Below are 12,680 nucleotides of genomic sequence, written 5' to 3' on the forward strand. Positions count from 1 at the left end.
GCAGGCCTCCGGCACCCGCTCCCGCCGTCCAGCCGAGACATAGGCGTCGCTCGCCTTTCGCTCAGCCGCGACTGCCACTGTCAGTGCAGGACTCGCGCCGGCACCGCGCCGAGTCCTCGCGGATCTGGGGATCCGCGGATCGCCCCTGACGTCATGCCCCCCGGCCGTCAGGGGCGAGGCGTTTCCGGGCACGCCACACGAGCGGCCACACCGCGACGCGAACCGTCGATGAGGCTCAGCCGCCGAATCGCTTGAGCGCCGAGGTGACGACGTGCTTGGCGGATGCCGCGGCGCGCCCGACGACCTCGGCGGCATGTGCTGCACTGTCGGGAAGCGGGCCACCGGGGTAGTCGATGTCCGGGGCCGCGTCGCCGTACGCATCGACCAGGAACGGAACGAGCCAGTCATCGACGACTCCGAGCGGTTCGACCGCGAGGCTGTAGAACCGGCGCTGTCCGTCTTCGCGCACGGACACCAGTTCGGCATCGCGAAGAACCTTGAGGTGCTTCGAGACGGTGGGCTGGCTGATGCCCAGATCGGCGACGATCTGGCTGACACTCGTGCCGGTCTCCCCTTCGGACATGTGCCGCAGCAGGAGCTGGAGGATGTCGCGCCTCGTACCGTCTGCGATCACGTCGAAGATGTCCGTCATGTGATCAGGGTAGTCGGCTCCGGCACGGAGTACCATGACGGAGGCTCGGCTGACCGGCGCCGTGCGACCGTGGGGCGCGTCCGAGAGAGAAGATGAGGGGGCAGCGATGTCGGGCATCGTTTCGGCGTCGTCCCCAGGACAGGGTCTGTCGGGCATCGCCGGCCGTGCGAGGCAGATCCTCACCTCCTCGCCCTCCCGTTTCGCGATCGTCGTCTTCGCGCTCCTGATCCTCGTGTTCACGGTTCTCCTGTCGCTACCGATCGCGTCCGCCAGCGGCACCGTCACCCCGCTGAGCGACGCCCTCTTCACGGCCATGTCGACGATCTGCGTCACCGGCCTGTCGACCGTGGACATGGCGAACCACTGGTCGCCGTTCGGGCACGTCGTCGTCTTCCTCGGCGTGAACATCGGCGGTATCGGCGTCCTCACCCTCGCGTCCCTCATGGGGATGCTCATCTCGAAGCGCTTGGGGCTGCGGGCCAAACTGCTGGCGGCCGGCGACACGAACCCTCTGCGCGCGCACGGGGGCGTGGTGAACGAGAGCCAGACGGTGCGCCTGGGCGAGGTCGGCCAGCTGCTCACGACCGTCGCGGTATCGGCGCTCATCATCGAGGCCACGCTCGCCGTTCTGCTCTACCCCGCCCTCGTGATGGCGGAGGTCAACCCCATCGCGGCGCTCTGGGAGGCCCCGTACTTCGCGGCCATGGCCTTCACCAACACCGGCTTCGCCCCGAACGACGGCGGTGTGGCCGTGTTCGGCGACGACTACCTCGTGCTCTCTCTCCTCATGGTGGGCGTGTTCCTCGGCAGCATCGGCTTCCCCGTCATCTACTCGCTCGCCAAACACGTCTGGCACGTCAAGCGCTGGTCGCTGCACACCAAGCTCACCCTCGTCACCACGGTGCTCCTGTTCATCCTGGGTGCGGCCGTCTTCGTCGTCCTGGAGTTCGACAACCCGAAGACGTTCGGGTCGATGGATGCCGCCGACACGACGTTCCAGGCCTTCTTCCTCTCGGCGATGACCCGATCCGGTGGCTTCAGCGTGATCGATATGGACGATCTGAACGGCTCCTCCCTGCTCGCGGCCAGCATGCTGATGTTCGTGGGCGGCGGCTCGGCGTCGACGGCGGGCGGCATCAAGGTCACCACCCTGGCCGTCCTCGCGATCGCCGTGTGGTCGGAGGCGAAGGGGCGTCAGTCCGTCGAGGCCTTCGGGCGGCGCATCCCGAGCGACGTGCAACGTGTGGCCCTCAGCGTCGTCGCGTGGGGGGCGACCATCGTCGCGCTGTCGACCATCGTGATCGCCCAGCTCACCAAGGAGGAGATCAGCCACGTCCTGTTCGATGTGATCTCGGCCTTCGGCACCGTCGGGCTGTCGACGGGGCTCACCGCGGATCTGCCCGATTCAGCCTCCTACGTCATGGCCGCGACCATCTTCATGGGGCGCGTTGGTACAGTGACTCTCGCCGCGGCGGTCGCCGCGACATCGCGAACGCAGTACTACTCACTGCCCGTGGAAAGGCCGATCGTTGGTTGAAGTCCTCCGGGGCGACGCTCCCGTCCTCGTCATCGGTCTCGGCCGCTTCGGCGCCGCCTGCGCCGGAGAGCTCGACCGTCTCGACCGCGAGGTGCTCGCGATCGACGACAACCTCGAACTCGTGCAGAAGTGGTCCGACCGCGTCACGCACACCGTGCAGGCCGACGCGAAGAACATCGATGCGCTCCGCCAGATCGGTGCGCAGGACTTCCAGGTCGCGGTCGTCGCCGTCGGCTCCTCGATCGAGGCGTCCGTGCTGATCACGGCCAACCTCGTCGACCTCAAGGTGCCGCAGATCTGGGCCAAGGCCGTGTCCCAGTCCCACGGCAAGATCCTGGCCCGTGTCGGCGCGAACCACGTCATCTACCCGGAGCGCGAGGCCGGCGAGCGCGTGGCGCACCTGGTGAGCGGACGGATGCTCGACTTCATCCGCTTCGATGACGACTTCGTGCTCGCCAAGATGTACCCGCCGAAGTTCATCCGCGGCGTCGGCTTGAACGAGTCGGGCGTCCGCTCGAAGTACAAGGTCACCGTCGTCGGGGTGAAGAGCCCCGGCAAGCCGTTCCGCTACGCCGAGGCGAACACGATCGTCACCAACCACGACCTCATCATCGTGTCGGGCACCAACAGCGACATCGAGCGTTTCGCTGCACTCGACCGCTGACGGCGGGACCCACCCCGGATCCACGACTCCCCCTCAGGGCGGACGCGCAGACGACCCGTCCGTGGTGGGATGGAGGGCATGACCGACCACACAACGGCCCCACCCGTCCTCGCCCTCCGCGGGCTCCACAAGCAGTTCGGGCCGAAGGTCGCCGTCGACAACCTCTCCCTCGACGTGCCGGCCGGATCGATGCTCGGACTCCTCGGACCGAACGGCGCGGGCAAGACCACGACCCTCGCCATGGCGACCGGACTGTTGCGTCCGGACGCCGGGAACGCGTGGGTGCTCGGTGCGGATGTGTGGCAGAACCCCGCCGAAGCCAAGGCGCGCATGGGCGTGCTCCCCGATGGCATCCGCATGCTCGACCGGCTCTCCGGCGCAGAGCTGCTGCGCTACACGGGCCTGCTGCGGGGCATGCCCGAGGCTGACGTGGCATCGCGCACCGAAGAGCTCCTCGCCGCCCTCGGCCTCACCGATGCGCGTGATCGCCTCGTCGTGGACTACTCGGCGGGCATGCGCAAGAAGATCGGCCTCGCGTGCGCCCTGATCCATGCGCCGCGACTCCTGATCCTGGACGAGCCCCTCGAGGCGGTCGATCCTGTGTCGGGCGAGACGATCCGCCAGATCCTGCGCGCGTTCGTCGACGGCGGCGGCACGGTGGTGCTCTCCAGCCACGTGATGGAGCTCGTCGAGTCGATGTGCGACCGGGTCGCCATCGTCGCGGAGGGTCGTCTGCTCGCGCACGGCACGCTGGATGAGGTGCGCGCCGGTCTCACGCTTCAGCAGCGGTTCCTGGCCCTGGTGGGCGCACACGATCTCGGGACGGAGACACTCGCGTGGTTGCGCTCCTCGTAAGCCTGCGCTGGCGGCAGCTGGGCCACCAGCTCTCGCGCAACCCCTGGATGATCGTGACCCTGGTCCTCACTGGGATGATCGCCCTGGGCATGCTCGCGGGTCTGACGGCAGCACTCGTGGCGCTGCGCTTCGCCGCCCCCGAGGCCGCGGTCACCGTCATGGTCCTCGCCGGCACTGTGCTGGTCGTCGGGTGGTGGGTCGGGTCGATCCTGGTGAGCGGTGATGATTCGCTGGCCCCCGAGCGATTCGCTCTGCTCCCCCTCACCGCCGGAGCCCTGCTGCCCGGACTGGTCGTCGCCGGCGCGACGACCATCGGGGGCGTCGGCACGATCACGGCACTGCTGCTCATGCTCCTCGGCTGGTCGATCAGCCTTCCGGCACTGCTCAGCGCTCTGATCCTCGCACCCGTCGCCGTCGTGACGTGTGTGCTGGGCGCCCGTGTGGTGAGCGGGGTCCTCGCCGGGTGGTTGGCCCGCCGTGGCACCCGCGACCTCGTCGTGATCCTGGGGGTGCTGCTCGTCGCCTCCTCCGGCCTGCTGCTCAACCTCGGCATGGGTGCGCTGTTCCGGGTGAACGACATCGGCGGGGCGTTCACCGCCGTCACCGACATCGTCGGCTGGACGCCCATCGGCGCGGTGTTCGGCGTCTCTGCGTCGGTCGCGCAGGGCGACTACCTCTCCGCAGCACTCCGCCTGCTCATCGCCCTGGCGACGGTCATCGCCCTATGGTTCGCGGCACGGGGACTGCTCGCCGCACGCCTCGTCGCCCCGATCCAGAACAGCGGCGGAGGACGTGTACGCTCCGGTGGTCTGCTGGACCGGGTCCTGCCGGCCACTCCGACCGGCGCCATCGCCGCACGCACACTGCGATATTTCCGCCGCGACCCTCGACAGGTCGTGAACATCGTGATGATGCTGCTCCTGCCCGCGATCTTCATCGGGCTCGCGCTCATGAACGGACTGCAGGACGAGTCCGTCGGATTCGGGCCCGCACTCACGCTGATCCCGACGATCAACGCGCTCCTCACCGGCACCATCATCCAGATGGCGATCGCCTACGACAACGACGCGATCGCCGCCCACATCCTGGGCGGCGTCCGCGGCGCCCAGGATAGGGCGGGACGACTGCTCGGATTCGGGCTGATCGCCGTGCCCCTGACCCTCGTGCTGTGCGTCGCCACCTGCCTGCTCGCCGGCCGGATGGACCTGCTGCCCGGCAGCCTCGGGTCGGCGCTCGGACTGACGGCGATCTCGGCCGGCGCAGGCGCCTGGGTGGGCAGCTTCCTCCCGGGTCGCGCTCCCGCGCCCGAGGCCAACCCGCTCGGTCGCGGCTCCTCCGGTGGCGTGCAGTCGCTTCTCGCGATGATCGTCATCGGACCGATCACGCTGTTCGTCGGCGCACCCGCCCTCGGGTTCGCGATCGCGGGGATCTGGAATCCTGCGCTGGGCTGGGTCAGCCTCGCGTGCGGTGTCGTGCTCGGCGCGCTCGCCCTGTGGGGTGGGACGGTGCTCGGAGGCAGCATCCTCAACCGACGCTGGCCCGAAGTGCTCGCCGAGGTCGCCAGCGAGAGCTAGCGACCTCGTGCACCGATAGGGGGGTGCCGATCCGCCGGGGCCCGGCTTAGGCTCCGGCGGCGAGTTCCTTCGCCCGCGCGAGTGCGGCGGCGGCGGCATCGGAGAAAGTGCGGTCGAGGTGCGCGTCCTGCAGCACCGCGACAGCCCGCTCCGTCGTCCCCTTCGGACTCGTGACGCGGCGACGCAGCTCGGCAGGGTCCTCTCCCAAGGCGTCGAGCAGTGCGGTCGCGCCGATGAATGTCTGCTCCACCATCAGCCTGGCGTCGACATCCTCGAAGCCCATGCCGACGGCTGCCTTCGTGAACTCCTCGATCAGCAGATACACGTAGGCCGGACCCGATCCCGAGATCGTCGACAGCGCGTCGATCTGAGACTCCGGCACCTCGACGACGGCGCCGACGGTCTCGAACAGACGACGCACGAGCGACAGATCGTCCGCGGTCGCGGCGGCGCCTGCGGCGAGACCGGTGACGCCCTTGCGCACCGTCGACGGAGTGTTCGGCATCGACCGGATCACGCGGGCATCGGGGCCGAGCACATCGGCGAAGGTCTGCAGCGTGACACCGGCGGCGACACTCACCACGATCGCGTCGGCGGCGAGGTGCGGGGCGATCTCGCGCAGCAGGTCGGGCACCATCGCCGGCTTGACGCCGACCAGGACGATGCGCGCGCCCGCAGCGGCCTCGACGTTGCCGTCCGGCCGCTCTGCGAGTGCGATGCTGGTGACGCCTTCGAGCCCTTCGAACGCCTCCGCCTTCTCCGCGGTGCGGTTCGTCGCGGTGATCCCGCCGTCGATCCGGATGCCCGACGCGACCACTCCGCGCAGGATCGCACCGCCCATCGAGCCGGCACCGAGGAAAGCGAGGGAAGGAAGCGAGTCAGCCATGTCGTCATCCTACGGCGGGCACTCCCTGCATCCTCCGGTGGGCGGTTCTAGACTCGTCCCATGAGTGCATCCGGAGGCAACAAGGCCATCGTCGCGGCGTTCCTGGCGAACCTGGGCATCGCGCTCGCGAAGTTCGTCGCCTGGGCGCTTTCCGGTTCCGCCTCGATGCTCGCGGAGGCCATCCACTCGGTCGCCGATTCCGGCAACCAGCTCCTGCTCATGCTCGGCGGACGCAAGGCACGTCGCGAAGCCGACCGTGCACACCCCTTCGGCTATGGCCGGGAGCGCTATGTGTACGCGTTCGTCGTGTCGATCATCCTCTTCTCCGTCGGTGGACTGTTCGCGATCTACGAGGGCGTCGAGAAGCTCACCAACCCCCACGAGCTCGACAGGACCTGGTGGTGGTTGCCGCTGGTCGTCCTCTTCATCGCGATCGGGCTCGAGTCGTTCTCGCTGCGCACCGCGGTGCGTGAGAGCAACATCGTGCGGGAGAAGGGGCAGTCGTGGGTCTCCTTCGTGCGTCGTTCGAAGGCTCCCGAACTCCCCGTCGTGCTGCTCGAAGACGTCGGTGCGCTGACCGGCCTCACGTTCGCGCTGCTCGGCGTCGGGCTCACGCTCCTCACGGGAAACCCGGTGTTCGACGCCCTCGGCACCGTGATGATCGGTGTGCTGCTGGTGCTGATCGCGATCGTGCTGGGCGTCGAGACGAAGAGCCTGCTGGTCGGCGAAGGGGCGACGGCCGCCGATCACGACCGCATCGTCGATGCCATCAACGCGGGCGACGAGATCGAGAAGATCATCCACATGAAGACTCTCTACCTCGGACCGGACGAGCTGATGGTCGCTGCGAAGATCGCCCTCAACGCCGACAAGCCGTTGCGGGAAGCCGCCGACGACATCAACGCGATCGAGGCGCGCATCCGCGAGGCCGTTCCGGTCGCGCGCATCGTCTACATCGAGCCGGACGTGTATCGCCCCGCGATCGATCCCGAGCCGTCGACCGACGTCTTCGTGCTGAAGTCCTCCGACTGAGCGCGGAGTCCGGACGGGCGGCGAGTGCTCAGCGCCGCTGCTCGAAGAAGGTGCGCAGCTGCGTCGCCACCGCGTCCGCCTGCACACCGCCGATCACCTCGGCGCGGTACGGAAGCCTCCGGTCGCGCAGGACGTCGTACATGGAGCCGGCCGCGCCCGCCTTCTCGTCCCAGGCACCGAAGACCACGCGCCCGATGCGCGCCTGCAGGATCGCCCCGGCACACATGATGCACGGCTCGAGGGTGACCACGAGAGTGTGCCCCTCGAGATTCCACGAGCCGACGGATGCCGCCGCACGACGCAAGGCCTCCACTTCGGCATGACCGGTCGGATCGTTCGTGGCCTCGCGGGTGTTTCGCCCCTCGGCGACGATGTTCCCGTCACGGTCGAGGATCACCGCTCCGACCGGGATCTCCGCCGCTGCCGCTGCCTCGTCCGCAAGCGCGAGCGCCCGCTGCATCGCGAGGTCGTCGGCGGCGGTCATGCGTCGAGCCTACGACAGCCGCACCCAGGTCACCCGGGCCCGGATGTCGTGCCGGGCTCCCTGGCGCATTACCCTGTATCCATGCGTGTTCACGTCGCCGACCACCCTCTCGTCACTCACAAGCTCTCGGTGCTGCGCGACGCGCGCACCCCGTCGCCGGTGTTCCGTCAGCTCACGGAAGAACTCGTGACCCTGCTCGCGTACGAGGCGACCCGCAATGTGAAGGTCAGCCCGATCGAGATCACCACCCCCGTGACGACGACCACGGGCGTCAAGATCTCGGAGCCGCGTCCCATCGTGGTGCCGATCCTCCGCGCCGGCCTCGGGATGCTCGAAGGTCTGGTCAAGCTGCTCCCGACCGCAGAGGTCGGGTTCCTCGGAATGGTGCGCGACGAGACGACCTTCGAGCCGACCACGTACGCCGAGCGTCTCCCCGACGACCTGAGCGACCGCCAGTGCTTCGCCATCGACCCGATGCTCGCCACCGGTGGATCGCTCGCGGCGGCGATCCAGTTCCTGTTCGACCGCGGGGCAAAGGACGTCACGGCGATCTGCCTGCTCGGCACCCCTGAAGGCGTCGCCGCGATCGAGGCGATGGCGGGCGACCGCGACGTGACCCTCGTGCTCGGCGCGCTCGACGAGCGTCTCGACGAAAAGGGCTACATCGTCCCCGGACTCGGCGACGCCGGCGATCGCCTCTACGGCACGGTCTGACCGATATCAGTCTGCGAGGGTGAGTCGATAGGCGCGCTCGTCGCCGAAATGCCGGAAGCCCACACGCCTGAGGATCGGTGCGGACGTGGCGACACGGCCCTTCACGAGGGCGGTCGCCGCGCCCCGTTCGGCGGCAGCGCGCAACCGCTCGGCGAGGACAGCCCGATACGCACCCCGACCACGCGCATCCGGTAGGGTCGCCGCTCCCCACAACCGTGCGAAGCCGTTGACGATCGTGCACCCGCCGGTACTCACGGACCGTCCCTCCAGCCGACCGAGGACGCGCACGTCGCGCCCCGTCTTCAGCCCTGCGACGACCTCATCCTTCTCGATGCGGATCCCCTCCTCGTCGAGCGGTTCCTGCGCCCAGACCGGCACGTTGATCGCGTCGACCTCCCGCACCTGTTCGAGCGTGCGCACGATCTCCGCCGACGCCTCACCGGGGACGTCGACGACGAGTTCATCGATGGCGCGCGCGAGGACGGCGACGGTGTCGATGTGCTCGGCGCCGCGCCGACGCAGCTCGTCTTCGAGATCGGGAGAGTCCGAGGGGTTGGTCCAGAATGTGAGCTGCGCCTCGCCCCAGCCGCGGGTGTGCGCGATCGCGTGATCGAGCACCGAAGAGGCATCGCCAGACGAGCGGACCTGCGATGCACGAACCCCGCCGCCGAAGCGCGCCGGGTACCGCACGAGTTGCAGTTCCTCGTGCACCTGATCGCTGTCGCGGGGGAACCACACCCACGCAGCGGAAGCCCGGAGGATGTCCTCCGTGGTGTGGACGCTCACTCCGCCGCACCCACGAGACGCGCGAAGGCACTGAGACGAGCGACTCCCTCGGGCGTATACGGCAGATCGTCGAGGAGGGCCGGGGAGTGGATGAGGTAGGCGACGACCTGAGCGCGGGAGATCGCCACGTTGAGACGATTCTGCAGCAGCAGGAACTCCGGCCCCCGCGGCGCATCCCGACCGCTCGAGGCAGCCAGCGAGGTGATCGACACCACCGCCTCCTTGCCCTGGAAGTTGTCGACCGTCCCCACGGGAACATCCGGGAAGCCTGCATCGGCCAGCGCATCGAGCACCAGCTGTCGCTGCGCGTTGTAGGGCGTGACGACGATGATGTCGGACTGCGTCAGCGGACGCGCCGAGGCATTCGGGTCGTTGTCGGTGAAAGTCCGACCGATCAGATCGTCGACGAGCCGCACGACTTCGGCGGCCTCCTCCGCTGACGCGGTGGCGTTCCCCCGGTGCCGGAGCGGAACCACGTGCAGTCCGGGCTCCACACCGTCGAGCGAGCGGAGTTCCGTGCCGGGCGCCGAGGCGAGCTGTCCGGCGTATGCGAGCTTCGACACCGGAGCCGCCACCGCCGGGTGCATGCGCCACGATCGCGCGAGGAAGTAGCCGTACTCCGGCCGGACCACCGGATCGCCGTCCATCACCCACCCGAGAGCGGACGTGTCCACCGGCTCGGGATGAGCGCCCTGGCTCACCTGCGGGAGCTGCTGCGGATCACCGAGCAGCAGGAGCCGTTTCGCACCGGCGGCCACGGCGATGGTCGAGGCGAGCGAGAATTGTCCGGCCTCGTCGATCACGAGCAGATCGAGTCCCTCCCTGTCGACGCGCTGGGTGTTGCTGAAGTCCCATGCCGTGCCACCGACGACCGCACCCTCACCGATGTGCTCTGCGAGGAAGGCTGCCATGCCGTTCTTCGGGATCGCGGTGTACGGCGGTTCGGCGTCGGGATCCTTCGGCGCTTTCGCCACCTGAGAGGGCGAGACGCCGTCGGACACGATCCGCGCCAGCAGCGTCTCGATGATGGCGTGCGACTGCGCGACCACGCCGACCTTGAAACCGTGCTCGTTCACGAGACGTGCGATCACACGAGACCCTGTGTAGGTCTTGCCCGTTCCGGGAGGCCCCTGCACGGCGAGATAGCTGTGGTCGAGGTCGAGCACGCCGCGCACGATCGCGTCGATGACGTCGTCGTCTGCGGGCGGGAGCGCATCCCCTGACGTCGTGCGCGGAGGGATACGACGCAGGATGTCGGTCGCGGCATCATGCGGGTAGCCCGGGGCCGCAACGTGCACGGCATCGGCCCACTCGTCGATCGCCCCTTGCAGGGAGACGACCCGCGGCGGCGCGGCGGGGGTGAGTGCGAGGGGAAGCTCGTCCCAGGTCTGGCCCTGCACCGCCGATTCGGTGACGAGGTAACCGTCGTCGAGCACTTCGGCCACCGTGACGGTGTGCGGCACGTGGACTGCTCGGGACGGCACTTCGGTATCGAAGGGCGCCGGCACCTCGTACAGGGCGAACGGTTGCGAACCCGCGCCGAGGGTCGTTCCCGGTGACACCTCTCCCCGGATCTCGATGTCGCGGGACATCACCCTGCGCCCTTCCCCGATACTCCAGTCCCGACGGACGGAAGACGAGGGACGATCGACCCGCACCACGTCTCGCGTGCCGTCCCACATCGTCACCGGCTCCCGCAGCCGCTGGAAATGCGACACCCAGAAGCTCTTCGCCTCGCGAGGGAAGTAGTCGATCGCCGCGGCCGCGATGCGATGGACGAGTCCGTTGCCCCCGGCCTCCACGGCCTGCTCCGCGTCGGCAAGGAGCGCGACGGAGCGGGGCGACGGCTCGTAGATGACCTCGTCGGCGGCGTCCGGCGGCGCCGGTGTGACGCCCTTCTGCCGTGCGATGTCGATGAGCCAGTTGCGCAGCCTTCGCGTGGACACGCAGTCGTAGCGGTTGTAGTCGGCGAGGTCGGCGAGGACCACCTCCGCCTCACTCTGGTTCCCGGCCGCCGCGAGCTCGCGCGCCGCGACGTACTGAACGATCGAGTCGTCGCCCTTCTGCACGTCGCTCGTGCGCACGTCTTCACCCATGTAGAGCGGTTCGAGCTTCTTGATCGAGTACGAGCGGGATCCCACCCGCACGGTGCGCAGCACCAGCGGGTACAGATCGACGAACACCCCTTCTCGCAGCAGCCGGTCGACCTCTCCTTCGCGCACGCCGTGTCGCGCGGCCATCGCCACCAGATGCGACGTCTCGTACGGGGCGTAGTGATAGATGTGCATACCGGGATGCGCCGCCCGGCGCAGGGTGACGAAGTCGAGGAAGGACTCGAGCGCCCGCTTCTCGTCGGCGAAGGTGTGCGCCCACAGCGCCGAGTACTGGTCCGCGTTGTCTACCCAGCCGAAGAGGTAGTCGATCCCCCACTGCGCCTCCCCGTCGGCTGCGGGCTCGGTGTAGAGCGGATCCCCCTCGAAGTCGAAGAAGATGTCGCCGTGGCTCGGCAGGGGAAGAGTATGGATCGCTTGCGCGTAGTGCACGTCGTACGTCGGCTCGCCCTCTGCATCCGCGCGCAGCTGCAGACGGGCTTGAGCGCGGAGATTCTCGAACGTGTCGGTGTTCATTCCCGCCGGAGCATGGACCGCGGCGGCGAGGGCGTCGATCGTCTCGACACCGGCTGCCCGCAGTCGCGCCCGCTGCACCGGTCGCATCCGCGCGACCATCAGGAGGTCTCGATGCGCGAGCACCTGCTCCTCACAGGTCGCGCACCGGCCGCAGGCCACGATCTGGAGGTCACCGCGATCATCGCCCCAGGCGAGAGGAGTGCCCGTCGCACCGTCGGCGACACGACGATCGGCGATGAGTGCACGAAGCCGGGCGCGACGCACCTGGAACAGCGGGAGCAGGTCGTCGACGGCATGCGTGCTGAGGGTGCCGTCGCCGAGGATGAGATCGACCTCATCGGAGCGCGGGATGCCGAGCCGGTCGAGCTGATCGGCATATGCCGCGAGCTGCATGAGCGCCGTCACGCGAGCCTTGCGCGCCAGCTTCGAGTCCTGGACACGCCACCGCCCCTCGTCGTCCTTGCGCAGGAAATCAGCGAACCCGACGAACTCCTCGGTCGCGAAAGCCGCCTGGAAGACGACCAGCGCCTCGGACCGCAGCGCCCGCACGGTCTCGTCGATCGCCGCGGCCAACGCCTCCGCATCGACCGAGGACACCTTCTCGATGCGATGCACGTTCTCGTCGCCGAGGTCGTCGATGTAGCGGGCGAGCACGTTCTGCTCGTGGACGTCACCGAGCTCCGCGGCGCGCTTCAGCGTCGCATCCTCCGGCTCTTCGACGGCCGGCACCCGGCCCAGCTTCGCGTCGATCGCCCGACACCACGCGAACTCGCATTCCGCGGCCGCCTTGAGGTCGCTCGCGCTCCAGATGACGCGCTGCGCCTGAGTGTCGATCCGCACGATGCTCCCGTTCTGTCGGATGCTTCGAC

The 12,680-nt window shown here is 68.7% G+C and carries 11 protein-coding genes; 6 read left to right on the plus strand and 5 right to left on the minus strand.

The annotated features are described in order from the left end of the window. Positions 1-235 precede the first annotated feature (235 nt). Positions 236-652 carry an ArsR/SmtB family transcription factor gene (locus KV397_RS13325; protein ID WP_261811463.1) on the minus strand — a complete coding sequence of 139 codons (417 nt, stop codon included), beginning with the start codon at positions 650-652 and terminating at the stop codon, positions 236-238. Positions 653-758: 106 nt separating this feature from the next. Here KV397_RS13325 and KV397_RS13330 point away from each other — a divergent pair, with 106 nt between their 5' ends. From KV397_RS13330 to KV397_RS13345, 4 genes are all read left to right on the plus strand, one after another. After that, entirely contained in the window at positions 759-2,189 is a 1,431-nt protein-coding gene (locus tag KV397_RS13330) for a TrkH family potassium uptake protein (RefSeq protein ID WP_047520583.1), read from the plus strand. Then, positions 2,182-2,853 (plus strand): potassium channel family protein, encoded by a 672-nt coding sequence (locus tag KV397_RS13335; RefSeq protein WP_047520565.1) that lies wholly within the window; start codon positions 2,182-2,184, stop codon positions 2,851-2,853. The genes KV397_RS13330 and KV397_RS13335 overlap by 8 nt, the downstream gene beginning before the upstream one ends. Positions 2,854-2,931: 78 nt before the next feature. Then, positions 2,932-3,708 carry an ABC transporter ATP-binding protein gene (locus tag KV397_RS13340; RefSeq protein WP_153243596.1) on the plus strand — a complete coding sequence of 259 codons (777 nt, stop codon included), beginning with the start codon at positions 2,932-2,934 and terminating at the stop codon, positions 3,706-3,708. Then, positions 3,690-5,282 (plus strand): hypothetical protein, encoded by a 1,593-nt coding sequence (locus KV397_RS13345; RefSeq protein WP_261811464.1) that lies wholly within the window; start codon positions 3,690-3,692, stop codon positions 5,280-5,282. Before KV397_RS13340 ends, KV397_RS13345 begins: the two co-directional genes overlap by 19 nt. 46 nt (positions 5,283-5,328) lie before the next feature. Here KV397_RS13345 and proC read toward each other — a convergent pair whose 3' ends face one another. Next, positions 5,329-6,168, minus strand: a complete 840-nt coding sequence (gene proC, locus KV397_RS13350) for a pyrroline-5-carboxylate reductase (protein ID WP_261811465.1) — start codon at positions 6,166-6,168, stop codon at positions 5,329-5,331. Between the two features lie 60 nt (positions 6,169-6,228). Between proC and KV397_RS13355 the strand changes: the two genes are divergently transcribed. Beyond that, complete coding sequence (locus KV397_RS13355) at positions 6,229-7,200, plus strand: cation diffusion facilitator family transporter (RefSeq protein WP_047520558.1); 972 nt, start codon at positions 6,229-6,231, stop codon at positions 7,198-7,200. A 28-nt stretch (positions 7,201-7,228) separates the two neighbouring features. Here the strand turns inward: KV397_RS13355 and tadA are convergent, their stop codons facing one another. Then, complete coding sequence (gene tadA / locus KV397_RS13360) at positions 7,229-7,684, minus strand: tRNA adenosine(34) deaminase TadA (RefSeq protein WP_131491752.1); 456 nt, start codon at positions 7,682-7,684, stop codon at positions 7,229-7,231. An 81-nt stretch (positions 7,685-7,765) separates the two neighbouring features. Here tadA and upp point away from each other — a divergent pair, with 81 nt between their 5' ends. After that, complete coding sequence (gene upp, locus KV397_RS13365) at positions 7,766-8,398, plus strand: uracil phosphoribosyltransferase (RefSeq protein ID WP_047520553.1); 633 nt, start codon at positions 7,766-7,768, stop codon at positions 8,396-8,398. A gap of 6 nt (positions 8,399-8,404) precedes the next feature. On the opposite strand, the gene KV397_RS13370 is transcribed toward upp, so the two are convergent. Beyond that, a complete protein-coding gene (locus KV397_RS13370; RefSeq protein ID WP_261811466.1) occupies positions 8,405-9,184 on the minus strand; it encodes a GNAT family N-acetyltransferase in 780 nt (259 codons plus the stop codon). After that, positions 9,181-12,651 carry a TM0106 family RecB-like putative nuclease gene (locus KV397_RS13375; protein WP_261811467.1) on the minus strand — a complete coding sequence of 1,157 codons (3,471 nt, stop codon included), beginning with the start codon at positions 12,649-12,651 and terminating at the stop codon, positions 9,181-9,183. Before KV397_RS13375 ends, KV397_RS13370 begins: the two co-directional genes overlap by 4 nt. Positions 12,652-12,680: the final 29 nt, after the last annotated feature.

This window comes from Microbacterium aurugineum (assembly GCF_023101205.1).
GTDB classification, from domain to species: Bacteria; Actinomycetota; Actinomycetes; order Actinomycetales; family Microbacteriaceae; genus Microbacterium; species Microbacterium aurugineum.